General features: G+C 64.8%; 24 protein-coding genes and 1 pseudogene. 13 read left to right on the top strand and 12 right to left on the bottom strand.

Annotated elements, in window-relative coordinates; all coding sequences use genetic code 11:
• Positions 1-76 precede the first annotated feature (76 nt).
• Positions 77-1,099, top strand: coding sequence for a LacI family DNA-binding transcriptional regulator (locus E2K76_RS10790; protein ID WP_246032941.1), 1,023 nt, complete (start codon positions 77-79; stop codon positions 1,097-1,099).
• Here the strand turns inward: E2K76_RS10790 and E2K76_RS10785 are convergent.
• From E2K76_RS10785 to leuC, 5 genes are read right to left on the bottom strand one after another with little or no spacing between them, the layout of a single operon-like run.
• A complete protein-coding gene (locus E2K76_RS10785; protein ID WP_136684308.1) occupies positions 1,096-1,986 on the bottom strand; it encodes a 3-hydroxyacyl-CoA dehydrogenase NAD-binding domain-containing protein in 891 nt (296 codons plus the stop codon). The two genes, E2K76_RS10790 and E2K76_RS10785, sit on opposite strands and share 4 nt — an antisense overlap.
• A complete protein-coding gene (locus E2K76_RS10780; protein ID WP_136684307.1) occupies positions 1,986-2,855 on the bottom strand; it encodes an isocitrate lyase/PEP mutase family protein in 870 nt (289 codons plus the stop codon). Before E2K76_RS10780 ends, E2K76_RS10785 begins: the two co-directional genes overlap by 1 nt.
• Positions 2,852-3,481, bottom strand: a complete 630-nt coding sequence (locus E2K76_RS10775; protein ID WP_136684306.1) for an isochorismatase family protein — start codon at positions 3,479-3,481, stop codon at positions 2,852-2,854. Before E2K76_RS10775 ends, E2K76_RS10780 begins: the two co-directional genes overlap by 4 nt.
• Positions 3,478-4,116 (bottom strand): 3-isopropylmalate dehydratase small subunit, encoded by a 639-nt coding sequence (leuD, locus tag E2K76_RS10770; protein WP_136684305.1) that lies wholly within the window; start codon positions 4,114-4,116, stop codon positions 3,478-3,480. The genes E2K76_RS10775 and leuD overlap by 4 nt, the downstream gene beginning before the upstream one ends.
• The gene (leuC, locus tag E2K76_RS10765) at positions 4,113-5,531 is read right to left on the bottom strand and encodes a 3-isopropylmalate dehydratase large subunit (protein ID WP_136684304.1); all 1,419 of its coding nucleotides are present in this window, start codon (positions 5,529-5,531) and stop codon (positions 4,113-4,115) included. The genes leuD and leuC overlap by 4 nt, the downstream gene beginning before the upstream one ends.
• 124 nt (positions 5,532-5,655) lie before the next feature.
• Between leuC and E2K76_RS10760 the strand changes: the two genes are divergently transcribed.
• From E2K76_RS10760 to E2K76_RS20610, 8 genes are all read left to right on the top strand, one after another.
• Entirely contained in the window at positions 5,656-7,701 is a 2,046-nt protein-coding gene (locus E2K76_RS10760; RefSeq protein ID WP_136684303.1) for a hydantoinase/oxoprolinase family protein, read from the top strand.
• Between the two features lie 3 nt (positions 7,702-7,704).
• A complete protein-coding gene (locus tag E2K76_RS10755) occupies positions 7,705-9,462 on the top strand; it encodes a hydantoinase B/oxoprolinase family protein (RefSeq protein ID WP_136684302.1) in 1,758 nt (585 codons plus the stop codon).
• 411 nt (positions 9,463-9,873) lie between these two features.
• The gene (locus E2K76_RS10745; RefSeq protein WP_136684301.1) at positions 9,874-10,137 is read left to right on the top strand and encodes a hypothetical protein; all 264 of its coding nucleotides are present in this window, start codon (positions 9,874-9,876) and stop codon (positions 10,135-10,137) included.
• 580 nt (positions 10,138-10,717) lie between these two features.
• Positions 10,718-11,689 carry an ABC transporter substrate-binding protein gene (locus E2K76_RS10740; protein WP_136684300.1) on the top strand — a complete coding sequence of 324 codons (972 nt, stop codon included), beginning with the start codon at positions 10,718-10,720 and terminating at the stop codon, positions 11,687-11,689.
• A 17-nt stretch (positions 11,690-11,706) separates the two neighbouring features.
• The gene (locus E2K76_RS10735) at positions 11,707-12,549 is read left to right on the top strand and encodes an ABC transporter permease (protein WP_136684299.1); all 843 of its coding nucleotides are present in this window, start codon (positions 11,707-11,709) and stop codon (positions 12,547-12,549) included.
• Complete coding sequence (locus E2K76_RS10730; protein WP_136684298.1) at positions 12,546-13,271, top strand: ABC transporter ATP-binding protein; 726 nt, start codon at positions 12,546-12,548, stop codon at positions 13,269-13,271. Before E2K76_RS10735 ends, E2K76_RS10730 begins: the two co-directional genes overlap by 4 nt.
• Positions 13,272-13,280: 9 nt before the next feature.
• Entirely contained in the window at positions 13,281-14,618 is a 1,338-nt protein-coding gene (locus E2K76_RS10725; RefSeq protein ID WP_136684297.1) for an LLM class flavin-dependent oxidoreductase, read from the top strand.
• A gap of 75 nt (positions 14,619-14,693) precedes the next feature.
• The gene (locus E2K76_RS20610; protein ID WP_220432210.1) at positions 14,694-15,017 is read left to right on the top strand and encodes a hypothetical protein; all 324 of its coding nucleotides are present in this window, start codon (positions 14,694-14,696) and stop codon (positions 15,015-15,017) included.
• A gap of 446 nt (positions 15,018-15,463) precedes the next feature.
• On the opposite strand, the gene E2K76_RS20330 is transcribed toward E2K76_RS20610, so the two are convergent.
• The 5 genes and pseudogenes from E2K76_RS20330 to E2K76_RS10700 form a co-directional block, all read right to left on the bottom strand.
• On the bottom strand, positions 15,464-15,604 hold the full coding sequence (locus tag E2K76_RS20330; protein WP_169053268.1) for a hypothetical protein: 141 nt from the start codon (positions 15,602-15,604) through the stop codon (positions 15,464-15,466).
• A 24-nt stretch (positions 15,605-15,628) separates the two neighbouring features.
• Complete coding sequence (locus tag E2K76_RS10715) at positions 15,629-17,095, bottom strand: aldehyde dehydrogenase (RefSeq protein WP_136684296.1); 1,467 nt, start codon at positions 17,093-17,095, stop codon at positions 15,629-15,631.
• Positions 17,095-18,139, bottom strand: a pseudogene (locus E2K76_RS10710) (LLM class flavin-dependent oxidoreductase). Before E2K76_RS10710 ends, E2K76_RS10715 begins: the two are co-directional and overlap by 1 nt.
• On the bottom strand, positions 18,136-19,857 hold the full coding sequence (locus E2K76_RS10705) for an alpha/beta fold hydrolase (protein ID WP_136684295.1): 1,722 nt from the start codon (positions 19,855-19,857) through the stop codon (positions 18,136-18,138). The pseudogene E2K76_RS10710 and the gene E2K76_RS10705 overlap by 4 nt, the downstream one beginning before the upstream one ends.
• Positions 19,829-20,431, bottom strand: coding sequence for an amino acid synthesis family protein (locus E2K76_RS10700; protein ID WP_136684294.1), 603 nt, complete (start codon positions 20,429-20,431; stop codon positions 19,829-19,831). Before E2K76_RS10700 ends, E2K76_RS10705 begins: the two co-directional genes overlap by 29 nt.
• Before the next feature lie 93 nt (positions 20,432-20,524).
• Here E2K76_RS10700 and E2K76_RS10695 point away from each other — a divergent pair, with 93 nt between their 5' ends.
• Positions 20,525-20,836, top strand: a complete 312-nt coding sequence (locus E2K76_RS10695) for a DUF1330 domain-containing protein (protein ID WP_136684293.1) — start codon at positions 20,525-20,527, stop codon at positions 20,834-20,836.
• 6 nt (positions 20,837-20,842) lie between these two features.
• Positions 20,843-21,520 (top strand): GntR family transcriptional regulator, encoded by a 678-nt coding sequence (locus E2K76_RS10690; protein ID WP_342773631.1) that lies wholly within the window; start codon positions 20,843-20,845, stop codon positions 21,518-21,520.
• Here E2K76_RS10690 and E2K76_RS10685 read toward each other — a convergent pair.
• Entirely contained in the window at positions 21,517-22,230 is a 714-nt protein-coding gene (locus E2K76_RS10685) for an IclR family transcriptional regulator (RefSeq protein WP_136684292.1), read from the bottom strand. The two genes, E2K76_RS10690 and E2K76_RS10685, sit on opposite strands and share 4 nt — an antisense overlap.
• Before the next feature lie 84 nt (positions 22,231-22,314).
• Here E2K76_RS10685 and E2K76_RS10680 point away from each other — a divergent pair, with 84 nt between their 5' ends.
• Together E2K76_RS10680 and E2K76_RS10675 are read left to right on the top strand one after the other, a co-directional pair.
• Complete coding sequence (locus tag E2K76_RS10680) at positions 22,315-23,763, top strand: NAD-dependent succinate-semialdehyde dehydrogenase (protein ID WP_136684291.1); 1,449 nt, start codon at positions 22,315-22,317, stop codon at positions 23,761-23,763.
• Positions 23,764-23,851: 88 nt separating this feature from the next.
• Complete coding sequence (locus tag E2K76_RS10675) at positions 23,852-25,228, top strand: purine-cytosine permease family protein (protein WP_136684290.1); 1,377 nt, start codon at positions 23,852-23,854, stop codon at positions 25,226-25,228.
• On the opposite strand, the gene E2K76_RS10670 is transcribed toward E2K76_RS10675, so the two are convergent.
• Entirely contained in the window at positions 25,162-25,989 is an 828-nt protein-coding gene (locus E2K76_RS10670; protein ID WP_136684289.1) for a multidrug transporter, read from the bottom strand. The genes E2K76_RS10675 and E2K76_RS10670 overlap by 67 nt on opposite strands.
• Positions 25,990-26,489 lie beyond the last annotated feature (500 nt).

The following is a 26,489-nucleotide window of genomic DNA, read 5'->3' as shown; positions in this document are numbered from 1 at the left end:
GCGGAATGAAATTATTTCATCTTGTGGCGCGAGGTTTGAATACGTATTCTGCGCTGCCCCAACGAAGGATTTCCCCATGAAGCCGATCATCGGACGCGTAACGTCGATGGATGTGGCCGCCCTTGCGGGTGTGTCGCAATCGGCGGTGTCGCGCGCCTTTACGCCCGGATCGTCGCTGTCGGCGGCCAAGCGCGAGCTGATCCTGTCGGCGGCGAAAAAGCTGAACTATGTGCCGAATTCCATCGCCTCCAGCCTGACGACGCGGCGCACGAACATGGTGGCGGTGATCCTGGGGAATCTGGACAACCCGTTCTATGTGCTGGTGTTGAAGGCGTTGGCGGCACGGCTGCAACAGCGCGGCACGCAGATCCTGACCTTCACGGTCGAAAACGGCGCCAGCAGCGACGACGCCTTGATGCGGGTGCTGCGCTATCAGGTGGACGGGATCATCCTGACCTCGGCGCAGCTTTCGACGCGGATGACCAGCATGTGCCATGATCGCGGCATTCCGGTGGTGCTGTTCAACCGTTACATCCCCGGCAGCGATGCGTCGGGCGTGCGCTGCGACAACGCGGCGGGCGGGCGGCTGATGGCGGATGCCTTGCTGAAGGCGGGGGCGCGCAGCTTTGCCGTGCTGAAGGGCGATCCCCGCGGCTCCACCAGCCAGGACCGCTTTCAGGGCTTTGCCGAACGGCTGTTGGAGGATGGCATCCCCCGATCCGCCATTCTGGAACTGGAGGGGCAGTCGATCTATCGCGGGGCCCATGCGGCGGTGCTTCGCGCGTTTCAGGACGAGGGGCGCAAGGTTCCCGACGCGATCTTCGGCATCAACGACACGATGGCGATGGGCGCGATGGACGCGCTGCGCGGCGTGATGGGCCTGCGCGTGCCGGATGACGTTATGATCGGCGGTTTCGACAATATCGACGAGGCCGACTACTGGCCCTACCGCCTGACCACCGTGCGCCAGCCCGCCGAGGAAATGGCGGACGAGACGCTGAAGCTTCTGGATCTGGACAATCCGGGGGCCGAGATTCAGCCGGGCATCGATATCAAGCTGCCCGGCGAACTGGTCTGGCGCGATTCGATCCCGCGCTAGCTGTCCTGCACCCGGCGGGCGGCAAGGATGCGCCCGTCGCGCCATGCCTGCCAGTCGGGGATCTCGTCCACCGGAAAGCGCGCGGCCATCTGGTCGTGGATGCTGTCGATCAGCGGCTGGTCCCAGTCGTAATCGGTGCGGGCATCCTCGCCCATCCTGCGCATCATGGGCCCAAGCTGGCCGACGAAGCCCTTGAACCCCGCCGTCGCGTTCAGATGCGCCGTGGCGAAGGGCCCGATCGACAGCCAGCGCAGCGCCAGCCCGTCGGTCATCACGCGGTCGATGTCTTCGGCCGTGCAGTAACCCTCGCCCACCAGATGCAGCGCCTCGGCCACCAGGGTGTATTGCAGCCGGTTCAAAAGAAAGCCGTCGATTTCCCGCGTCAGCGTCACGGGCTTCATGCCAAGGCTGTCCATGAACGCCCGCGACCGCGCCATCGCATCGTCCGAAGTCACGCCCGTGCCGCACAGCTCCACCAGCGGGATCAGCGACGGCGGGTTCACCGGATGCGCGACCAGCGCCCGTTCGGGCTGCGGGATATGCGTCATGAAGGTCGATCCCGGCAGCGCCGAGGTCGAGGACGCGATCACGCAATCCATCGGCGCATGGGCGGCGATCTCGGACATGACGGCGCGTTTGATCTCCGTATCCTCGCGCACGCTTTCCTGCACGTGGATCGCGCCCGCAACCGCTTCGGCGACCGAGGATGCGGCGCGGATGTCGCCCGAGACACCGAGCTGTTCCATCGTCCGCGCGATCAGCGGCAGCGCGACGGCCACCTGCGCGGGGTCGGCATCGTAAAGCGCGACCTCATGCCCCGCGCGGGCGAAGACGACGGCCCATGCGCGGCCGACATTGCCCGATCCGATACAGGCGACGCGGGCCATCAGCTTGCCTTCCGTGCCCAACGCTTCTCGAACTCCCACACCTCGGGGAAGCCGATAAGCTGGTTGAACTCGCCGAAATCGAACAGGTCTTGCGCGGGGGTCTGCGACGTGCCCATCGCCTTGAACGCCGCCAGCGCGTTGAAGGCGGCCTGCGCGGCGGCCAGCCCGGTCATCGCCGGATAGATCGCCATGCTGAAGCCGATCTCGCGAAGCGTGTTCACATCAAGGATCGGCGTCTTGCCGCCATCGGCCATATTGGCCAGCATCGGCGCGCGGATGCGGCGGCAGGCCTCGCGCATCTCGGCCTCGGATTCCAGGGCTTCAAGGAAGATCACGTCGGCCCCGGCCTCGGCAAAGGCAAGGCCGCGGGCCACGGCGCCCTCGAACCCTTCGATCTGCCGGCAGTCGGTGCGGGCGATGATGACCGTTTCGGGATTGCGCCGCGCCTCGCAGGCGACCTTGATCTTTTCCACCATGTCGATCACCGGCACCACGCGCTTGAAAGGCGTGTGGCCGCATTTCTTGGGAAATTCCTGATCCTCGATCTGGATGGCGGCGACCCCCGCCTCCTCGTATCCGCGCACGGTATGGTGGACGTTCAAAAGCCCGCCATAACCGGTATCGGCATCCGCGATGATGGCGGCATCGCTGGTCCGGCACAGCGTCGCGACGCGGTCCACCATCTGCGAATAGGTCACGATCCCCGCATCCGGCACACCATAGGCCGAGGCGGTCATCCAGTATCCGGTGGCATATCCGAACTCGATCCCCACCTTGTTGGCGACGACGGCGGTGATCATGTCGTGAAGGCCGGGGGCCGCCACGAATTTTCCAGCCGCCAGCGCGGCCTTCAGGCTGGGTTTGCTCATGCGTTCAATCCTGCAAGATAGGCGATTGTTTCGGCTTCGCTGACGACGTCGCCGTATTTCGCGTTCATGTCGAAAAGGTTGGCCTCGTGCGGGGCGGGGTGGCGGTCGCCCACAGCCTCGCGCGGGATGATCGGGATGAAGCCATGTGCGTTGGCTTCCACACAGGACGCGCGCACGCAGCCGGATGTGGAAACGCCGGTCAGGATCACGGTATCCACGCCCATCGTCACGAGCGTCGGTGCAAGCGATGTGCCGAAGAACGCGCTGGCATGTTGTTTGGAGATGACAAGCTCATCCTCGGCCGGCGCAAGTCCCGGCGCCCAGGCACCCCATTCGCCGCCCAGCCGGAAATGGCGCAGCGGCAGGGATTTTTGATAGAAGCGCCCGCCGTCCAGCGCCTTGGGATGATAGACGACATTGGTATAGATGACGGGAATGTCCGCCTTGCGCGCGGCGTCGCGCAGCCGGATCGCCGATTCCAGCGCGGAATCGCAATCGGCCCAAAGATCGCACCCTTTGTCGAAATAGCCGAGCACGAGATCGATCAGGATCAGCGCGGGCTTTTTGCCGAAGCCAAGCTTGCCGCCAAACGCACGGGCATAGTTTTCGCCAAGATCTTCGGTCATTCGGAACCTTCCTTGATGTCGTCGAAATGCGCGATCTGCTGCGCTGTCAGATAGAGCCACGGGCGGGCTGCCCGCTGCGCAGCCTCGAACGCCGCGATGTCGGCGGCATCGTCGCGCAGGATGGCCCCGACCTCGTCCAGCCCTTCCAGCAGGGACTGTTTGCGATGGGCGTCGATGTGGAACCCGATCTCGCCATCGGCAAGGATGATGCGCTGTTCGGGAAGGTCCACGGTGATCTGCTGCTGCGCCTCGGCCGCCGCCATGACGCGCGCATGCGCGTCCGGGGGCAGGACGATCGGCAGGACGCAGCTGCGAAAGCAGTTTGCGTGGAAAATCTCGCCGAAGCTGGTGCCGATGACGCAACGGATGCCGAAGTCGGCCAGCGCCCAGACCGCCTGTTCGCGGCTGGAGCCGGTGCCGAAATCGGGCCCGGTGACAAGGATTCTGGCACCATCCCAAGGCGGGGTGTCCAGCACGAACCCGCCCTTGGCGCGGCGTTCGTGAAACAGATGACGGCCCAGCCCGCGTTTTTCCAGCAGCAGAAGAAAGCGCGCGGGAAAGATCACGTCGGTGTCGATCTGGCCTTCGGGGAAGGGCGCGGCGATGGCGGTCAGGTGGATGAACGGTTCGATCATTGCAGCCCCCGCACGTCGCAAAGCCGGCCCGCGATGGCGGCGGCGGCGGCCATTTCCGGACTCATCAGATGGGTGCGCCCGCCTATCCCCTGCCGCCCCTCGAAGTTGCGGTTGGAGGTGGAGGCGCAGCGTTCGCCTTCGGACAATCGGTCGTCGTTCATGCCGACGCACATCGAACAGCCCGCATCGCGCCATTCGAAACCCGCATCGGTGAAGATACGGTCCAGCCCCTCGGCCTCGGCGGCGATGCGGACCTGCGCCGATCCGGGCACGGCCATCGCGCTGACGCCCTTCGCCACGCGCCTGCCGCGCAGGATGGTCGCGGCGCGTCGCAGATCCTCCAGACGGCCATTGGTGCAGGAGCCGATGAAGACGCGGTCGATGGCGATTTCCTCCAGCGGGGTTCCGGGGGCAAGGCCCATGTAATCGAGGCTGCGCCGCATCCGGGCCTGCCGCGCGGGATCGTCGACCTGCGCGGGGTCGGGAACGCGGCCCGTCACGGGCAGCGATTCCTCGGGGGTGGTGCCCCAGCTGACATGCGGCGCAAGCGTGGCGGCGTCGATCTCCACCTCGCGGTCGAAAACGGCACCGGGGTCGCTGTGCAGCAGCGCCCAATCGCGAAGCGCCGCGGGTTCGTCACCGGGCAGGGGCGACAGCGGACGCCCCCGCACCCAGTCCAGTGTCGTGGCGTCGGGCGCGATCAGACCGACACGGGCGCCCGCCTCGATCGTCATGTTGCAAAGCGTCATCCGCGCCTCCATCGACAGGGCGCGGATGGCAGGACCGGCATATTCGATCGCAAAGCCGATGCCTCCGCCCACCCCGATCCGCGCGATCAGCGAAAGGATGATATCCTTGACGGATACTCCGTCCGGCAGGGCGCCCGTCACGGTTACGCGCATGTTCCGCTGCCGCTTCTGACGCAGCACCTGGGTCGAGAATACGCATTCACATTCACTGGCGCCGATGCCGAATGCCAGCGCGCCGAAGGCGCCATGCGTGCTGGTATGGCTGTCGCCGCAGACGAGGGTGCATCCGGGCAGGGTGAACCCAAGCTCCGGCCCGATGACGTGGACGATCCCGTGCCGGCGGTCATTCATCGGAATATAGGGAATCGCGTGGATCGCCGTGTTCTCGCGCAGTCGCGCGACCTGTGCCGCGGCCAGCCCTTCGCGCAGCGTGACATGGCGATCCTTGGTGGGAACAGCATGATCTGCCACGGCAATATGCGCATCTGGCCGATGCAGGGCGCGCCCCGCCGCCGCCATTCCCGCGAAGGCCTGGGGCGAGGACACCTCCTGCACCAGATGACGGTCGATATACAGAAGATCTGTGCCATCCGCATATGTTTTGACCACATGCGCATCCCAGATCTTGTCGAAAAGGGTTCTTGCTGGAGGAAGAAGATCGGTCACGCGAAACCTCTTGCGTCGTGCTTGAGGATGAGACTAAGCTTCGTTGCAAGCGCATTCAACAATAAAATCCATAAGCCCCTGCGGCGGATGCGACCAAGACGGAATCAACAAGGGAGAACCGCCGATGAGGCTGGGTGTCGATGTCGGAGGGACGTTCACGGACCTTCTGCTGCATGACGAGGCGACGGGGCGGGTGTGGCAGGCGAAGACGCCCTCCACCCCGCAGGACCAATCCATCGGCGTGGCCGAAGGTGTGCGCCTGATCTGCGAAAAAGCCGGGATTTCCACCGCCGATCTGGACATGGTGCTGCACGGAACGACCGTGGCGACCAATGCCGTGCTGGAAGGGAAGGGCGCGCGCGTCGGGCTGCTGACGACCAAGGGTTTCGAATACGTGCTGCATCTGGCGAAAAGCTGGACGCCGGGGCCGCTGTTCGGCTGGATCGTGATGGACAAGCCGACCCCGCTGGCCACGCTGTCTGACACGCGCGGCATTCCCGAACGCGTCGCCGCCGATGGCCGCGTGATCGACGCGCTGGACACCGAGGCCGCGACCCGCGCCATCGACGATCTGTGCACCAGCGGGATCGAGGCGCTGACCATCTCGCTCATGCATTCCTATGCCAACCCGGACCATGAACGGCAGCTGCGCGAGATCGTGGCCGCGCGCCATCCGCATATTCCGGTGTCGCTGTCATCCGACATCCTGCCGGAGTTTCGTGAATACGACCGCACCATCACCACCGTGATGAACGACTACGTGCGCCCGATCATGACGCGCTATCTGGACCGGATCGAGGAACGGCTGGCGGCGAATGACGTGCGCTCGCATCTGCATATCGTGCGTTCGGACGGCGGGCTGATGTCGGCCAAGATGGCGGGCGACCGGCCGGTGCATACGGTGCTGTCGGGCCCGGCAGGGGGCGTCACATCGACCGTCATGGTGTCGCAGCGCACCGGGCACGATCTTCTGGCCTTCGACATGGGCGGCACCTCGACCGACGTTTCGGTGATCATCGACGGCAAGCCGACCATCTCGCGATCGACCGAGGTCGGCGCGTTCCCGGCCAAGGTGCCGACGCTGGACGTGCGTTCGGTCGGCGCGGGCGGCGGGTCCATCGCCGAGGTGGTCGATCTGACGCGATCCCTGCGCGTCGGGCCGCGCAGCGCGGGCGCACAGCCGGGGCCGGTCTGCTACAGCCGCGGCGGGACCGAGCCGACCGTTTCCGATGCCAACGCCGTTCTGGGCTATCTGCCGCCGGTGCTTCTGTCGGGGGCCATGTCGCTGGACATCGACGGTGCGCGCAAGGCCATCGCGGGCATCGGCGACAAGCTGGGCCTGTCGGTCGAGGACGCCGCCAAGGGCATCCTGCAGATCGCGAACGAGGTTATGCTGGGCGCGCTGCGTGTCATCACCGTGCAACGCGGCCTCGATCCGCGCGACTTCGGCATTCTGGCCTTCGGCGGCGCGGGCCCGCTGCACGCGAACGCGATGGCGGAACTCTTGGGCTGCTATCCTTGCGTCGTGCCGCCGAATCCGGGCGTTCTGTCGGCGCTGGGCTTCCTTGAATCCGAATTCAAGAACGAGTTCGTGCAGACCTTCATCCGATCCTCGCGCAACACCGAGCCGTCGATGATCTGGGACCGTTTCGCCGATCTGGCGACCCGTGCCCGCGCATGGCTGGACGAACAGCAGGTGGCCGAGGGCGACCGCCGCCTGATCTATTCGCTGGACCTGCGGTATGAGCAGCAGGGATACGAGGTGTCGGTGGAGGTGGACCCCGATCTGGTCGCAGGCCAAGGTGCGCTGGAGCCGATCTTCGACCAGTTCCACGGGCTGCACGAACGCATGTATGGCGTGCGCTTCCACGTTCCGGTGGAGATGGTGGCGCTGCGTGTCATCGCCGTCGGTGCGACCGCGCCGGTGGATGTGCAGACCCCGGCTGGCGGAGGCGATCCCGCCGCGGCGATCATCGAAACCCGCCCCGCTTATTTCGACGGCGCATGGATCGACACCCCCAACTATGACCGCGCGAAGCTGGCGGTCGGTGCCAAGGTCCAAGGCCCCGCCATCATTCGCCAATACGACAGCACGACCGTGCTGCTGCCCCGCCACACCGCCACCGTCGACCAGTTCGGCAACCTGATGATCTGGCCCGAGGAGGTCTGAGCCATGCAAGTAGATCCCATCACGCTCGACATCATCGAGAACGCCCTGAAGAACGCGCGGTTCGAGATGGACAACGTCGTCCTGCGCATCGCCCTGTCGCCCGCCGTGCGCGAACAGCACGACGAATTCCCCATGATCTGCAACCCCGCGGGGCAGATGATCGTGGGACAGTTCGGATCGTATATCCCTGCCGTGGTCGAAAAATTCGGCGGCGACATCAACGAAGGCGACGTCTTCGTCTGGAACGATCCCTATGCCTGCAAGGGCTCCATTTCGCACAACAACGACTGGTGCGTGATGATGCCGATCTTCCATGGCGGCATCCATGTCGGATTCAGTTCGATCTTCGGGCATATGACGGATGTGGGCGGCTCGGTCCCCGGCTCCATGCCCGCCAACGCCCGCACCATCTGGGAGGAAGGGCTGCGCGTGCCGCCCGTCCGCATCTATTCCAAGCATGTCCTGAACGACGGCGTGCTGGAGATCATGCTGAACAACTCGCGCACGCCCGACATGAACCGCGCCGACCTGATGGCGCTGATCGCGGGCTGCCGCACGGCGGGCAAACGGGTGGGCGAGCTGTGCGAACGGTTCGGGCACGAGACCTATCTGGCCGCCTGCGATCTTCTGATGCTGCGCACGCGCGACGCGATGAAGGTGATCATCGACCAGTATATCTCGGAAGATCCGGTGGAATTCGAGGATTACGTAGATGACGACGGCCTTGGAAACGGGCCATTCAAGATGAAGCTGTCGATCTATCGCCGAGGCGAGAAGGCGGTGTTCGATTTCACCGGCACCGACGATCAGGCCGAAGGGCCGATCAACTTCCACATCCACGAAGGCCTGTGCAAGCTGTTCTTCGGCGTCTACATGATCATGGCGTTCGATCCGTCAATCAACTTCAACGAAGGGTTCTATGACCTGTTCGAGGTGGTTCTGCCCGAAGGATCGCTGCTGAACCCGAAATTCCCTGCCGCGCTGTCGAACCGTCTGAACACGCATACGCGGTTCTTCGACTGTCAGGCCGGTGCCCTGGGCCAGCGCGCGCCGCACCTGTCGATGGCGGCGGGATACGGCACCTCGCCGCATTTCATCTTCACCGGCACGGATGGCGAGGGGCGGTATTTCCAGCTGATGGAGCTTTTGTTCGGCGGCGTTCCGGGCCGACCGCGCGGCGACGGGCTGGACGGGCATGCATGGTGGCCACTGTTTTCTGCGACCCCCATTGAGTATATCGAAAACTACTATCCCGTTCTGGTGGACAGCTATCGCCCGGTGCGGGATTCGGGCGGTGCGGGCCTTCATCGCGGCGGCGCGGGGATCGAGAAGGTTTACCGCGTGATGGAACCCGGAATGGTGTCGATCCACGACGACCGCGAGATCGTGCCGCCTTGGGGCATCAACGGCGGTCTGTTCGGCGGCACCTCGGAAAAGTGGATCTTGCGCGCGGGCGCCTCGGAACGCGAACGTATCCCGTCCAAGATCGACAATCTGGCCGTGCAGCCCGGCGATCGGATTATCTTCATCACCGCAGGTTCCGGCGGTTGGGGCGACCCTCTGGCCCGCGACCCGGCGCTGGTGGCGCGCGACGTTGCGCATGATCTCGTCTCTCGCCACCGGGCCGAACAGGATTACGGCGTGATCCTTGCCGAAGACGGTTCCGTCGCGCAGGCCGAAACGACCGCGCTTCGCGAGCGCGTCATCGGCAAACGGGGACAGCCCGAGCCTTTCTCGTTCGGCTTCGCACCGGCCGCCTGAGCCTGCATCCGTTCGGCTGGTGGGCAGGGCGAAACCTTGCCCACAATACGCCGCCCTTGGCGATCGGGAAATCGTCGTGGTTACATAACAACGCCTACACAAGTGGGTGCGCGCTGTTCGCCGCCGGTCACATCCCCGGCGCCGTCCTTCTGCCGCATGGCAAGATCACCCGCTCGAAGATGAGCGCATGGCCGGAGAGCGGGTTGTCGGCGTAAGGATCGAGTTTGCTTGGACGCTCCGGCACAACGAACTTTGGACCTGCACCGGTTTCGTTCCGATCGGGTGCTCATGCTATGTGGCCTTCTGTTCGAAAGCCACGAGTGATTTCCAGCGCAAGGCCGGTTCAGGCAATCTGGCACCTCTCTCATTACCACCGCAATCAGAATCAACGAACGGCTTTGGCTTTGTCCGATGAATGACCCTGCGCTTTATCCCGTCATGGCGGGTATGCCCGAGCACGAGGCGGTGGAAATGGCCATTAGCATGGCACGGGTGGCGCGCGATCATCACCCGGACATCGGCATTCTGACCAACGATCCGATCAGCGGCATCGGCGAGCGTCAGTTCGCCGCGACAGATGCGGCTGGCTCAGCCACTGACGTGGATGCAGTGGGGGTCAACTACTACCCGCACACCGCCCGGACGGTGCTTTCGAAGGTCCTGATCAAGACCTGACGCCGCTACGGCAAGCCGGTGATGGTCTCCGGGACAAGCTGGCATGAAATGAGGAATTGTCAGGGCGCGGGGTCAAGATCGCCGGGGTATGCTGGTGTCCGCCTTGGCATGCGCTCGCGAGCGCGCTGGAGCCATGGGCTGATCCGAAAGGATCTGCCGGTAAATCCTGCGCTATTTCGGCGGTGCCGCGAATGGCGGGGCTGTCCCAACCCTAGACGCTAACTGCACCTTTTCGTGCGAGTGGCCGCTTTGGAGAATGCGGCTTCGCAGCATCGACATCAGGCGAGCGGCGGTAATGGGCCGCCCCCCAAGCTCCGCTTTTCAGGGGAAGTTGGCCGCCCTAAAGCGAGGAGAATATGCCGAGTCGCTGGTGCCGGTGATGGCAAACGCAGTTGTCCCCGACGTGGACAAGGCAAGAGAACTCACCTCCACCAGAAGCGGTCGGATGTAGCATTCTATTCTCTCCGTGCGGCGACAGACGGTGGCAATCCTCCAAATATTCACGATCAACTCAGTCGAGATTGATATTCTTCTCTTTTGGCAGAAGTCTGTTCCCTCAGACAAGCAAGGACAGCATCCGATGCCACCCAAGTCGATCACCCTGGCGGGCATGGCCGCCACCCTGTTCTTCGCCGTCGGCGCTGGCGCAGAAGTGCCCGAAGGCACCAAATTGGTCGTCGCAGACCAGAGCGAGTTGATCCGCAATCTTTTGGAAGCGAGCGGCGAGGACGACAATCTTACCGCCGATGTGGAACTGCCGAACTTCGCCGGCGGCCCCGCCATTCTGGAGGCGATGCGCGCAGGTGCGCTCGACATCGCCTATGTCGGGGATACGCCGCCCATTCAGGCGCGTGCTTCGGGCACGCTGCTGCCCATCGTCGCCGCCGTCCAGCGCGAGAGGTCGGAATACCGGCTCGTGGCACGGCCGGGGCTGGAGATTTCGGACCTTGCCGATCTGCGCGGCAAGCGTATCAGCTATATCGAAGGGTCCGGCCGTCAGGTCTTTCTGGTCGAGGCGCTGAACCGCGCCGGGCTGACGCTGGACGACATCGAGAAGGTGCCGCTGCGCGTCGCCGATCTGCCCGACGCGATCCGCACCGGGTCCGTCGACGTTGCCGTGCTTCAGGAACCGCATGTGACCCGCCTGACCCAGCAGATCGGCGCCAGCGCTGTATCCGACCCCGAGGAACGCGACCTGCTGCCCGGAACCTGGTATATCTATGCACGCCCCGAGGCGCTGGCCGATCCCGCGAAACACGCCGCGATCGAGGAGTTCCTTGGCGCGGCGATCCGTGCCGCCACATGGAGCAACGAGAACCGCGAGGAGTGGGGCGATCACTATTATCGCGGGTTCCAGCGCATCACCGCCGATGACACCGCCGCGATCCTCGCCTCGCAGTCGCTGATGGAATTTCAGACCTCGGCCGAGGCGATCCCCCATCACCAGCGCCTGATCGACATTCTGGCGCAAGCGAACGAGTTGCCCGAAGCCTTCGACGCCGCCGGGTCGTTCGTGCCCGACTTCGACGCGGCGATCGAGGCGGCACGCTGACCCCCGGAGACAGGCCCATGAACGACATGACACCAGAACGCGAGTCCGTCGCCGCGTGGCAGTCGGACCGCCCCCAAAGGCGGCTTGCCCGGCTGACCCCTGCCAAGCTGCCGCGCGGCACGCGCCTGCTTGGCCCGTTGATCGTGCTTGCCCTGTGGGAAGGTGCATCGCAGCTTGGATTCCTGTCGCCCTATACGCTCGCGGCCCCGTCCACGGCCGTGGCGACCGGCATCGCGATGGTCGCCGACGGCACGCTTCTGCCGCATCTGGCGGCCTCGGCGGCGCGGGCCTATTCGGGGCTGCTGCTTGGGGTGATCGCGGGGCTTGTGCTGGCGCTCGCCTCCGGCCTGACGCGCACGGGAGAGATGCTGCTTGATGGGCTGGTGCAGGTGAAGCGCGCGGTGCCGACGCTGGCACTGATCCCGCTGGTGATCCTGTGGCTGGGCATCGGCGAGACGATGAAGGTCTTCCTGATCTTCACCGCCGTGCTCGTTCCCGTCTACATCAACACCCATGCGGCGCTGCGCGGGATCGACATGGGCCATGTGGAACTGGCGCGCACCTTGGGGCTGACGCGGGCAGAGTTCATCCGCAAGGTCGCGCTGCCGGGTGCGCTGCCGGGGTTCTTCGTCTCGCTCCGGCTTGCCGTGACGCTGTGCTGGACCTCGCTGGTGGTGCTGGAACTGATCAACACCCAGACCGGCATCGGATACCTGATGAACCGCGCGCGGGACTGGGGCCAGACCGACATCATCGTTGTGGGCATCTTCATCTATGCCGCCTTGGGCCTTTTGTCCGATGCGGTGGTTCGCGCCGTCGAGGCGCGCGCCCTGTCCTGGAGAAGGTCGATCGGATCATGACACCGCAAGATTTTAAAAGCCCCGTATCGATGCGCGGCCTGTCGCGCGCCTTCAAGGGCAAGACCGTCCTGCGCGACGTCACGCTCGACATTCCGCGCGGTCAGTTCGTGGCGCTGCTGGGCGAATCCGGGTCGGGCAAGACGACCTTGCTGCGGGCGCTGGCGGGCCTGGACGACGATGCCGAGATGGCGGGCAGCTATTCCGTGCCGCCGAACGTGTCAGTGCTGTTTCAGGACGCGCGCCTTCTGCCGTGGCTGCCCGTGATCGACAACCTGACGTTGGGCCTTCGCCATGACGGCGCGGAGACCGAAGCGCAGCAGATGCTGGACGCTGTCGGCATCGGTGACAAGGCCGCGGCCTGGCCCGGCACGCTGTCGGGCGGGCAGAAACAGCGGGCGGCGCTGGCGCGTTCGCTGCTGCGCAGCCCCGACCTGTTGCTGGCGGACGAACCCTTCGGCGCGCTGGACGCGCTGACGCGGCTGAAGATGCACGCGCTGCTGTTCCGATTGGTGGAACGCCGCCGCCCGACAGTCATACTGGTGACGCATGACGTGGACGAGGCGCTGCTTCTGGCGGATCGCATCCTCGTGCTGCGTGATGGCACCATCGCCGAGGATCACCGCGTCCCGTTGCCTCACCCCCGCCGCACGAGCCATCCCGATTTCGAACGTCTCCGCCTGTCGCTGCTGGGCAGCCTCGGCGTCGAGACCGACCTTGTCTGAGAGAGCAACATGACAAGACAGCTTCATCTGAACCTATTCCTCATGCCGCGCGGCCATCACGAAAGCGCATGGCGGCATCCGCGTTCGGCCCCGGAATCGCTGACGGACCTGCAGCTTTACGCCAAGGCCGCCCGGATCGCCGAGGATGCCAGACTGGACGCGGTGTTCCTTGCCGATGCGCTGGTCGCCCCGGCCAGCGGCGGGCTCGTCGCGTCGGGCGTGCTGGAGCCGATCACGCTTCTGTCCGCACTGGCGGCGGTGACGGACCGGATCGGCCTGATCGGCACAGCCTCGACCACCTACAGCCTGCCCTATACGCTGGCGCGTCAGTTCGCGACGTTGGACCATCTGTCGAACGGACGCGCAGGGTGGAACATCGTCACCTCATGGGCGCCGAACGCCGCGCTGAACTATGGCCTCGATGCCGAGCCATCGCATGGTGAACGTTACCGGATGGCCGCCGATTTCATGGATGCGATCGATGCGCTGTGGAGAAGCTGGCCTGCCGAGGCGCTGCTCGATGACCGCGCAGGCGGGCGATATTCCGATCCATCCCGTATCATCCCGGTCAACCATCGCGGCCCGTTCCACAGCACCAAGGGGCCGCTGAACGTGCCGGGCAGCCCGCAATCCCGCCCCGTCTATGTGCAGGCCGGGCAGTCCGAAGACGGGCGCGCCTTTGCCGCAGAATGGGCCGAGGTGATCTTTACCGCCCATCTGGGCAAGGACACCGCGCAGGGTTTCTATGCCGACATCAAGGCCCGCGCCGCCGCGCGCGGACGGCGGCGCGATGACGTCGTCGTGCTGCCGGGGATCAGCCCCGCCATCGGATCGACCCAAGCCGAGGCAGACCGGGTGTTCGAGGAGTTGGATGAGCTGACCAGCCCAGAAATCGGCCTGACGCGGTTGACGGCGCGGTTCGGCGGGCATGATTTCTCGGACGTTCCGCTCGATCGCCCGCTGCGGGTCGGCGATTTCCCCGACCCTTCGGCGGTCGAGGCGTCGAAAAGTCGCGCCATGGGCATCGCCGGGACCGCGCTTGCCGAAGGGCTGACCATGCGGCAGCTGCTGCAGAAACTTGCCGGGGCACGCGGGCATCTGGCCATCGCTGGCACGCCCGAACGCATCGCCGACGTGATCGAGGATTGGTTCACCTCCGGCGCCGCAGACGGGTTCAACGTGATGCCGCCGGTGATCTATGAGCAACTGGAACTGTTCACCGCCGAGGTGGTGCCGATCCTGCAAAAGCGGGGCCTGTTCCGCACCGAATACACTGGGCATACCCTGCGCGACCATTTCGGGCTGGCTCCGGTCGCACAATACCGCGCGCTTTCCGCGGCCGGCTGACATTTTACGGCGCGACGGCAAATGTCGCGAAAATCCCAGGACGGACCATCAGTGGCAGGAGTTTTGGAAAAGCCCGTGGCGATCAATCCCAACATCGGCGGCACAGTTCCGAATGATGCGTTCGCTGACCTGCTCGGGCTGCCGACGATCTGGGTGCCGCATTCTTATCCCGGCTGCAAACAGCACAGCCCGGCCGAACATTTGCCTGCAGATGATGGTCTCGCTATTCCGGGACTTTTCCGACACAGGTACGAAAGCCTGACTTGGCGCTACCATAAATGTCATCAAGGTCTGCATTCGGGGAACCTGCGTGCAGCATCGGCAAAGGTCGACCGCCGGCTATTTGCCTCGGGCAAGAAGGGTGACGAACTCAGACCGCTTTCCTCTAAATGCCGATGATGGCAGGGCGCCATCAGCTGCCCGCGCCGATGGATGAACAAGGGCGCTCGGAGGCGCCCTTTGACAATGTGCGACATTGCGATGCAGCAACGGAAAGAAGTTTCTGCTGTGCTGAAATGCTCGGTCTGATCGATGTGTCAGCTGCTGACGGCGTTCGCGACTTGTCAGACGGCAGGGGCAACCAACCATTGCTCTCCGCTGGACCAACCTGCATGCGATTAGAGCGGGTCGTTTGCGATGATCGCTGACGTCGGCTCGCTTCGGCGCTTCGGGAAATGCCGAAGGGTTCGAGCCCAGCATGAAGGAGTGATAGAAGCTGCCGGCCGCATGGTCCGACACGAAGCGCGGATCGAGCTTCGACTTGTCGATCACGGTGTAATCCAGCGGCTCCAGCAAGCCCTGCGCCCCGGCCTGCAAAGCATAGTCAAATTCGACTCGACCACGTCCTAGGTGGGGCCTTCCTGCAAGATGGCGGTGCCCGAGGCTAGGGAGAAGGGGTCGGCCCAGAATTCGGTCTGGGCGTCCTGCGTCGTGCCGCCCCAGCTGGTGAACATCATGTCCTGCGCCAGCGCAGGCGCGTATTTCATTTCCGCCTCCCTGAATGCGCCTCCTCAGCGCATGATGAACGGATCGGGTATTGGGTCATCCGAAGTCCGCAGCCAGACCGTCTTGACTGCGGTGTAATCCAGCACCGCCGCGATGCCGCCTTCGCGGCCATGCCCAGACAGGCCGTGCCCGCCAAAGGGCGCCACGGGCGATACGGCGCGGTAGGTGTTGATCCAGACGATCCCCGCCTTGATGCGCCGCACCATCCGGTGCGCGCGGGCCAGATCGCGGGTGAACACCCCCGAGGCCAGCCCGTATTGCGTGGAATTGGCCAGCGCGACGGCGTCTTCCTCGGTGTCGAAGGCGATGACGGACAGGACCGGACCGAACAGTTCGGTCCCGACGGCGGGCGCATCCGGCACGGCGGAACAATCGAGGATCGTCGGCGGGTAATAGAACCCCTGCCCCTCCGGCGTCTTGCCCCCCGTCACCAACGTCGCGCCCGCATCGACCGAGGCCGCGACAACCTCCTCGATCTTGGCGCGCTGGCGGGCGGTGCAGAGCGGGCCGACCTCTGTCGCCATGTCCTGCGGCGTGCCGATCGCCACGGCTTCGGCCTTCTTGGCCAGCAGTGCAAGGAAGCGGTCCTTCACCTCTGCCGCCACGATCAGACGCGAGCCTGCGACGCAGCTTTGCCCGGTCGCAGCGAAGATGCCCGCAATCTGCGCGTTGGCCGCGCTTTCCAGATCGGCATCTGCAAAGACGATAAAGGGCGACTTGCCCCCCAGTTCCAGCGATGCCGAGGCAAGGTTCTCGGCCGAGTTGCGGATGACGTGTCGTGCCGCATCCGGCCCGCCGGTGAAGGCGATGTGATCGACCAGCGGATGCGCGGTCAGGATCGCGCCGCAGCGCGGCCCGAAGCCCGTCAGAATGTTCACGACGCCCGGCGGGAAGCCAGCCTCGTGCACCAGCCGTGCGAATTCCAGAAGCGGCGCGGGCCCGTCCTCGGAAGCCTTCACCACGATGGTGCAGCCTGCCGCCAAAGCCGGGCCGATCTTCACCGCCGACAGGAAAAGCTGGCTGTTCCACGGCACGATGGCGGCGACGACGCCCTTCGGCTCGCGGCGCAGCCAGACCTCCATGTCGGGCTTGTCGATCGGCAGGTGCGCGCCTTCGATCTTGTCGGCCAGCCCGGCATAGTAGCGGTAGTATTCGGCGACATAGGCGATCTGGGCCGATGTCTCGCGGATGATCTTGCCGGTGTCGCGCGTCTCCAGTTCCGCCAGACGCGGCGCGGCCTCGGCGATCAGGTCGGCCAGCCGATACAGCAGCTTGCCGCGTGCCGATGCCGTCAGCCCCGCCCATTCGGGCGCATCGAACGCCCGGTGCGCGGCCGTGACGGCGCGGTCCACATCCCCCTCGCGCGCCTCGGGCATTTCTGCCCAAGGCTGCCCGGTCGCGGGGTCGAGGCTTTGGAACGTCGCCTCGGCATCGCTGAACGCGCCGTCGATATAGTGCTGGAACCGCTGCATCACTTGTCCTCGAACGCGGGCATCACCTCGGCGATGAATCGCTGCAGCGAGGCTTTCTTGCGCTCGAATGTCATGCCGGTGTCGATCCAGAACGCGAATTCGTCATATCCCAGATCCTCATAGGCCTTCAGGCGCGAGATCACTTCGGGCGCTTCGCCGATGACGCAGCCCTGACCCATCTTGTCCGCGCCGTAGTAGGTGTTCGCCGCGATCTCGTCATCCGTCAGCGGCTGGATCAGACCCTGGCTGACGGGACGTTCGTTTTTGAACCATGCACCGAAATAGTTGTAGAAGCGGTTCATCTCCTCGGCCCCGCGCTGGGCGTCGGCCTCGCTGTCCGCGACATAGGTGTGGCGCAGCAGCATGATCTTGGGGCGCGGGATGTCCGAATGCTTCTCGCACGCGGCGTTGAAGCGCTCCATCAGGCTGACGACTTCCTCGTCCGGCAGGTGAAGGGGCGTGACCTGCACGTTGCAGCCGTTGGCAACCGCAAATTCGTGGCTGTTCGGATCGCGGGCGGCAACCCAGATCGGCGGATGCGGTTTCTGGACCGGCATCGGCGCGGATGTGGTTGTCGGGAACTGCCAGAATTCGCCGTCATGGGCGTAATCGCCTTCCCACAGCCCTTTGATGGCCGGGATCAACTCCCGCATCTTCTGGCCTGCGTCCCATGGGTTCATGGCCCGGCTGAACGCGGTCGTATTCGAAGCTGTAGGCCCCGCGCGCGATGCCCAGATCCAGCCGCCCTTGCGTCACGAGGTCGGTCATCGCCGCCTCGCCCGCCAGTTTGATCGGGTGCCAGAACGGCGCGATCACGGTGCCGGTGCCAAGGCGCACGTTCCTGGTGCGCCGCGCAATGTCGACAAGGTTGATGAACGGATTCGGCGCGATGGTGAAGTTCATCCCATGATGTTCGCCCGTCCAGATCGCGTGCATCCCGCCTTCGTCGGCAATCTTGCACAGCTCGATCATCTGCTCATGAAGCGCGACCTGATCCTCGGCGGGGTCGGTGCGTTCCATGTGGATGAAAAGCGAAAACTTCATTGGCTGCCTCCCTTGACGAGCTGGCGCACGTCGCCCGCCGTCTCTGTTCCGAAGTAAGTTCCAAAGTTGCCAATCTGGGATTCTTCGGTAAACCGGGTCAGCATGATGCGAAGTGCGGAATCCGCGACGTCGCCCAGCGTGCAGTCGTCCAGCGCCACGAACGATCCTTTGACGGGAGTTCCGGTCGCGGCCTGGCACAGGAACGCGATGTGGCTTTGCCCGCGCTTGTCGTCGTCGAACACCGCATAGATGAACCCCGGCTGCACCGACAGGCCCGTCTTGGCCAGAAGATCCGCCAGCGCCGCACGCGCGCCATCCTTGCCCGCGATCCGCGAGGGCAGGGTCGAACCGCCGCCGGTGTCGTCCACCAGCAGCACAGCGCCCGCCTGTTCGATGATCGCGCTGACCACCACATCCGGGCCGACATCGGCGGCCTTGGCTCCGTTCGCCGCCTGCACATAGGCGCCGCGGAAATAGCCGAGGCCCGGCGCGGGCGTGTTTTCGAATTCCACCACGCGGCCGATCAGGATGGCATGGTCGCCCGCCTCGATCACGCGGTGCATGGTGCAGTCGAACCACGCGGCGGTGCCGTCGATCACGGGGCTGCCAGCGGGGCCGTGTTTCCAGTCGACGGTGGCGAAACGATCCTCGACCGGGCGGGCGAAGGTGTTGGACACATCCTTCTGCGCTTCGGACAGGATGTTGATCGCGAACCCCTTGGCCCGCGTCACGGCGTCATAGTTGCGCGAGGTCCGCGCGATCGACACCTGAAGCAGCGGCGGGTCCAGCGACACCGAGGCGAAGCTGTTGGCGGTGAAGCCCAGTGGCTGCCCGTTATTGTCGACTGTCACCACCGTCACGCCGGTCATGAACGCGCCGAACGCATCGCGCAGCGGGCGCAGCGCATCGGCACCGGAGACAGGACGTGCAAGCCAGTCGCGCATCGCCTCGGTCACCGTTTCGGGCGCGGTCAGGTTGACCATGTGCCGATGGTTCGGGACGATGAAGGCGCGTCCGCGCGGCGCGGCGCGGGCCATGGTTTCGGCCATGGCGGGGGTCGAGTTCGGGTCGAACTCTCCGGTCAGCACCAGCATCGGGCAGGCGATCTCGGCCAGCCGGTCGGCATAGACATCATCGCCCGACGCGAAGGCGGCATAGGCGGTGGCATATCCCTCGGGGCTGACATCGGCCAGAAGCTGCGAGGTCAGCGCCTTGGCGGCCTGATCGGCCCAGCTTTCCGAGAACCAGCGCGCCAGCGGGGCTTGCGGATCGGCAGGGGTGCCGTTGGCGGCGGCGGCCTGAATCGCGGTGGCGCGGGCGATGACGGCCTCGCGCGCTTCCTCGGTCCGGCGATGCACGCCGCAGACCAGCGCCACGCGCAGGATCAGGTCCGGATGATCGACCGCCAGCCCGCCCGCGATCAGGGATCCCATCGAATGCCCGGCAAGGTTCACCGGGCCGACATCCAGCGCACGGATCGCCTGCGCAGCCCAGGCCACGAAATCAACCAACCCCGCGCCCTGCGGCAGGGGGGACGACCCCCCATGCCCGGGCATGTCCAGCGCGATGACGCGGTGCGTTCCGGCCAGCGCCTCGATCTGCGGGCCCCATGCGGCGGACTGCATCCCGACCCCGTGGATCAGGACCAGCGGTTCGCCCTGCCCGGCTTCGCGATAGCTGAGGACGCCCTCAGACAGCGGCAGGGTTTTGGACGTCATGGCCAAGATCCTTCAGGTCCTGATAACGGTCGCCGATGCGGTGATGCGGACGCCCGCCATAGGACGCGCCGAGTGCCACGAGGATCTCGTCTTCCGCCGGAGCATCGGGAACCGAGAAGTTGATGGTCAGGTAATGCGAACGGCGGCCTTCGTCGTTCTTGTCCATCAGCGGGATCATAACGGGGGCGTTCGCGCCGCCACGGGTGTTGCAGAACGCCAGATAGGATTTCGCGCCGACCGCGGTGCGGTAGTGGTTGCCGAAACGCAGCGTGTGGATCAGGGCCGACGCGTGCTCGACCTCGCCGCCCAGGCCGACGACGGCGGATTTGCCGTAGCCTTCGACACGCTCGCCCGAACCGGCGTGGTCGATGATCATCTTGGTCAGCACTTCGCCCAGGATCGGGGCGACGCGGTGGATCTCGGGCTTCAGGTCTTCGACGAAGCCCTGACCGAACAACGGGTTCTTCACGATGGCGGTGGCCGCCACCATGACCAGCGGGGTCTGCGCCTCGCGTCCGCCCTCGATCAGGGTGGTTTCCACGTGGAGGAGGGTTTTTCGGATCAGAGCGCTCATTTCCGCGGACCTTTCAATGGACTTGCTGCCGCTCATGTTGGTATACCGTATGACAGGATGTCAAATACAAATCTTTCAGCAGCGAGGAAATCCATGCCCCACGGCGCTTATTGGATCGCCCATGTCACCGTCACGGACAGCGAGGCTTATGCGGAATATCAAAGGCTTGCACCCGCCGCCTTCGCCGCCCACGGGGCCGTGTTCCTGGCGCGCGGCGGCGGTGCCGAGACGCTGGAGGGGCCGGCGCTTGCCCGCCACGTCGTGATCGGATTCCCCTCGCTTGCCGCCGCCCGTGCCTGTTACGACAGCGCCGAATACACGGCTGCGCGGGCTGCCAGAGCCGGCGCCGCGCAAACCCATGTCGTCATCGTCGAGGCGCTGGCGCCTCCCCCATCCATCGGGTAACCTTGCATGATGTCCGATGCTGCCACCCCCCTTCTGCGTATAGATACGCCCCCCAAGACGCTGCGCGAAATGGTGCTGGAGCGGCTTCGTGCCGCGATCATCTCCGGCCATTTCAAATCGGGGGAACGGTTGATCGAACGCCCCCTGTGCGATTCGCTTGGCGTCAGCCGCACCGTCATCCGCGAGGCGATGCGCTATCTGGAGGCGGAGGGGCTGGTGGAGATCCAGTCCAATCGCGGTCCGGTGGTCGCGTCCATGGATTGGGACCGGGCCGCCCAGATCTACGAGATTCGCCGCCTGCTGGAAACGAACGCTGCCCGTGCCTGCGCCGAAAAGGCGGATGCCCGCGTGAAGACGGACCTTCGCCGGGCGCTCAAAGCTCTGGGCGCGGCATATGATGCGGGCGAGACGCGGCCTTTGTTCGACGCATCGACCGACTTCTATCAGACGATCTTCCTTGCCGCCGGTCACGACATGGCATGGGATATCGTGCAGCGCCTGAACAGCCGGATCAGCCGATTGCGCGCGATGACGCTGGCCACGACCGACCGGCACGTGTCGGGCTTTGCCCGCATGACCCAGATCGCCGAGGCCATCTGCGCGAACGATGCCGATGCCGCGGGCCGCGCCGTCGAAACCCACCTGTCCGAAGCTGCCGCCATCGCTCACCGTCTGCTGGCCTAGGCCAGCGTTCGTGCGAATTTGGCCATGGCCTCGCCGATGCGGGCGGTCACTTCGCCTCGCGCCTCGGCCACGGTCAGGGACAGGGCGACGGCGGCATTCGTGCCCGGTATCACGGCACCGATGCAGCACATGCCCTCGCGCACCTCGCCGGCATCCAGCGACCAGCCGCGCGTCATGGTTTCCATCAGATCCCGCCGCAGGGCGGGGATGGTGCGGACGCTGGCCGGGGTGATCGGCGGCGGCAGGGGCCGGGTCAGGAAGACATCCAGCGCGCTCGGCTCCATCGCGGCCAGAAGCGCCTTGCCCGTTGCGGTGAACACGGCGGGCAGGCGCATGCCAACGCGAAAGGTGATACCCAGCGGCGCCGCCGAATCGTGGCAGGCCTGATAGATGACCTCGGCCCCCTCCAGCACCGACAGGGTGACCGTATGGCGCGACAGCAGCGGGTCCGCGGCAAGGCCCCGGCGGAAATCGGCCCGCAGATCGCGCGGGACCGCCCAACGCGCCGCATGACCGCCAAGGTGAAAGCCGCCCGCCTCCTCGCGCAGCAGATCGAGCTGGCACAGTGTGTGGCATAGGGCGTGGGCGCTGCTTTTGGGTATCCCGGCCCTGCGGGCGATTTCGGACAGGCCAAGGCCCGGCTGGGCGGCGACAAGGTCCAGAATGGCGGCGGCGCGCAATACGGCGGGGACGGGCTTGGCGGTGTTCATCGTTGACGTCGGGACTTTCAGGCTGCTACCTGTTCTTCATACCGAACAGTGTTCGATATGTCGAACGATAATGAGGAGCCCTTCATGCTGTCCTTGAAAGACCCCGGCCTTCTGGTCGATACCTGCCTTGTGAATGGAAACTGGGTGCGCGCCGCCTCGACCGAGGTGATCGAGGTCACGAACCCCGCCGATGGATCGGTCGTCGGCACCGTCCCGAGCCTGTCGCCCGCCGAAGTCGAAGCCGCCATTGCGGCTGCCGAAGCGGCCTTCCCCGCATGGGCCAAGCGCCCGGCCAAGGAACGCAGCGCCATTCTGCGGAAGTGGTTCGACCTGATGATCGCCAATGCCGACGATCTGGCCGCGATCATGACCGCCGAACAAGGCAAACCTCTGGCCGAGGCGAAGGGAGAGATCACCTATGCCGCCAGCTTCATCGAATGGTTCGCCGAAGAAGCCAAACGCATCTATGGCGACACGATCCCCTCGCCGCAGGCAAACAGCCGCCTGACCGTGATCCGCCAGCCCATCGGCGTCACCGCAGCGATCACGCCGTGGAATTTCCCCGCCGCGATGATCACCCGCAAGGCCGCGCCGGCGCTCGCCTCGGGCTGCGTGATGATCGTTCGGCCCGCCGATCTGACGCCGCTGACCGCGCTGGCGCTGGGCGTTTTGGCCGAACGCGCGGGCGTTCCCGCGGGCGTTTTGCAGATCGTCACGGGCGAAAGCCGCCCCATCGGCAAGGTGCTGACCGATTCGGACGTGGTGCGGAAGCTCTCCTTCACCGGATCGACCGAGGTGGGCCGCGTGCTGATGTCGCAATGCGCGCCCACGATCAAACGCATGTCGCTGGAACTGGGCGGCAACGCGCCGTTCATCGTCTTTGACGATGCCGATCTGGATGCAGCCGTCGAAGGCGCGATGATCGCCAAATACCGCAACGCGGGCCAGACCTGCGTTTGCGCCAACCGCATCCTGGTGCAGCGCGGTATCTATGATGCTTTCGCCGATAAGCTGGCCGCCAAGGTCGCCGCGCTGAAGGTCGGCCCCGGCACCGAGGAAGGCGTGCAGATCGGCCCGATGATCGAGGAAAAGGGCATCGCCAAGGTCGAGGCGCATATCGCCGACGCGCTGTCCAAGGGGGCGAAGCTGGTCACCGGCGGCAAACGCTTGGGCGGGCTGCTTTTTCAGCCCGGCGTCCTGACCGGGGTGACCACCGACATGACCGTGACGCAGGAGGAGACCTTCGGCCCCCTCGCCCCGCTTTTCGCCTTCGACACCGAGGAAGAAGCGGTCGCGATGGCCAATGATACGATCTTCGGGCTGGCGGCCTATTTCTACACCCGCGATCATGCCCGCATGATCCGCGTCTCCGAGGCGCTGGAATACGGCATGGTCGGCCACAATACCGGCCTGATCTCGAACGAGGTCGCGCCCTTCGGCGGCGTCAAGCAATCCGGCCTTGGCCGCGAAGGGTCGAAATACGGCATCGAGGAATATCTGGAGATCAAATACATCTGCTCGGCCATCGGCTGATCTTGGCCCGGCGCGCGGCCTCCCCCTTGCATCTTTGCGATATACCCTATTATGGTATACCACGAGATGCCAAGGGGGGAGCCGCCGCATGTCCACGATCGAAGAAAACAGCGTCGGCTTCGTGCCGCTTGGCGAACGCCATGGCCGCGCGCATGACCTGTTCACCCTGTGGTTCACGACCAACATCGCGCCGCTTCCGATCGTGACCGGCGCGATGGCGGTGCAGGTGTTCGACCTGCCGCTTCTTTGGGCTGCGACGGCCATCATCTTCGGCAATATCGTCGGCGCGCTCATCCTTGGTGCCTGTTCGGCACAGGGTCCGCAGATGGGCCTGGCCCAGATGATCCAGAGCCGGGGCCAGTTCGGACGCTACGGCGCGCTGTTGGTCGTCGGCTTCGCGACGATCCTCTATCTGGGCTTCTTCACCTCCAACATCGTGCTGGCCGCGAAATCGGTGCATGCGTTGGTGCCTGCGGTGAACACACCGTCGGGGGCCGTGATCTCGGCGCTGGCGGCGGCGATCATCGCCATTCTGGGGTATCGCACGATCCATTATCTGAACCGTGTCGGCATGTGGTTCATGGGCATCGGCCTTGTGGCGGCGGGATACAACCTCGTGACCGCCCTGCCCGAAGGCATCTGGACCCAAGGCGAGGTCACGGTCTTCGGCTGGTTCTCGATGTTCTCGCTCGCAGCAGTGTGGCACCTGTCCTATGCCTGCTACACCTCGGATTATTCGCGATACCTGCCGCCCGAAGTCGGCATCCGCGCGCCCATGCTCGCCAGTTTCGGGGGCGCGGCGACGGGCACCTCGGCCTCGTTCATGCTGGGCGCGATCACTGTTGCCGGCGCACCCGCCGGTGCCGACGCGATGGAACTGGTCAGCGCCTCGGTCGGGGTTCTGGCACCGATCCTGCTGCTGCTCTTCATCCTGAACATCGTCACGCATAACGCGCTGAACATCTATGGCGCGGTGCTGTCGCTGATCACGGTGATCCAGACCTTCGCGGCCGATTGGCAACCGGCGAAGCGCGCGCGCATCGTCATGTCGGTTGCGGTTCTGTTGGGCTGCCTTGCGATGGCGACGCTGACCGCGGATTTCGTGCCGCGCTTCATCTCCTTTGTCATCGGGCTGATGATCGTGCTTGCGCCTTGGGCGACCATCAACATCCTGGACTTCTATTTCGTCAAACGTGGCCGCTACGATATCACGTCCTTCTTTCGCCACGATGGCGGAATCTACGGGCGGTTCGAGATGCGCGCTGCCGTCGCCTACTTCCTCGGGATTGCCTGCCAGATCCCGATGCTGAATACCCCGTTCTTTACCGGCCCCATTGCACAGGCGATGGGCGAGATCGACATCGGCTGGATCGTGGCGTTCGTCGTGACCGGAGCCGCCTACCTCGCGCTGGCGTCACCGGAGCGACGAGCCACCGTGCTCGCGGCCTCACCCTCGCAGCGGTAGGCCCCGACCCGCGCTGCGCTGCGCTGCACCTCCAGCTGCAGCGTGCCGCCCGGCCCGGCAAGGAACATGAGTATCGCGTGCAGAAAGACGATCAAACCGGCCATCTCAAGCGACTCTTCGACCGTGGCAAGGAAGCTATAGGCGATGTTGTCCCATCCGTTCGCGGCCCAAAGCCGGGCACCAATCATCTCGACCCCCAAGGCGCCACTGACATAAATCGCCGCGGACAGGACGAATAGCGTCGCGCTGCGTCTGGGAAGGGCAAGCAGGAACCGACTGAAGCCGATGCCCATTAAAAGCACGACTGCAGCCCCCGGAATGACCCAAGCGAATGCCAGAAAGCCACCGGTATTCACGATGGCACCCACAAGTTCGTTGAGACCCTCATGGATCTGCGCCGCCTCGTCATAAGCTAAAAGCAAGAAAAACGCCGAGAGCGAGAACCAGTGCCAGCGCCACCTGTCTTTGCCACCAAACGCGCAGGCCGCCGCCACCGCCAGCGCGCCCATATTCGCGAGCAGAAGAACGAAATTGAACAGGGTGGGAAGGTTCCGCTCCTCCTCGAACAAGAGCAGATCCGCAATCCGATGCAGCGTCGCGTTTCCGCTGCGATAGGTCATTGCGGTTCCGCAAAGGCTGAGAAACACGAGCAGAAGCAGAGCGACGCCAAGGATCAGGTCGATGCGGATGATTTTGATACTTGGGGAAAGGCGGGTTTGGGCAGAAGATTGAACCTGAGAACTCGTAAAATACGCAACCAACTTGGTCCTCCTCCATCGTGTTTTTTGCGCAGATGATTCCAGTCTAGCCTCGGGCGATTCGAAATGTAACAGAAATGTGACGATTTGAATGGGGCGATGGTGCGTCAGGAATTGGGATCGTGGAAGTCGCGGAGAGCGGCGCAGAGGTTTGATCGGCTTCGGTCTGCGACGCAGATCGTTCACCTTTGATCGAGGCCCGGGTTTCCGCCCGGCCCCATCTTCAAGCCGGGCTCGGCGACACCATCTGGTTTTGCGCCTTGACGGCCGCGTCCGACGCTGGCTCCCGCGCGCGGTGCATCCAAAGAGCCCGACCACATGGCAGATCAATGCCATCTGTCACCGGCCCAACAGCACGTCCCATCGAACATCAGCCGAAGTCTTCAGGCAGAAGCTGGTGGAAGGATACCTCACCCTGCCCTGAACCAAGCGGCGCGACGTCGCCCTTCGCGAGAAACCTCAAAGACGGGCAGGGTATATGCGGGCAAGACCCAAGACCGCGG

It is taken from the genome of Falsirhodobacter xinxiangensis, assembly GCF_004959935.1.
Lineage (GTDB): Bacteria > Pseudomonadota > Alphaproteobacteria > Rhodobacterales > Rhodobacteraceae > Falsirhodobacter > Falsirhodobacter xinxiangensis.
This window is presented reverse-complemented; position numbering and strand designations above follow the sequence as displayed.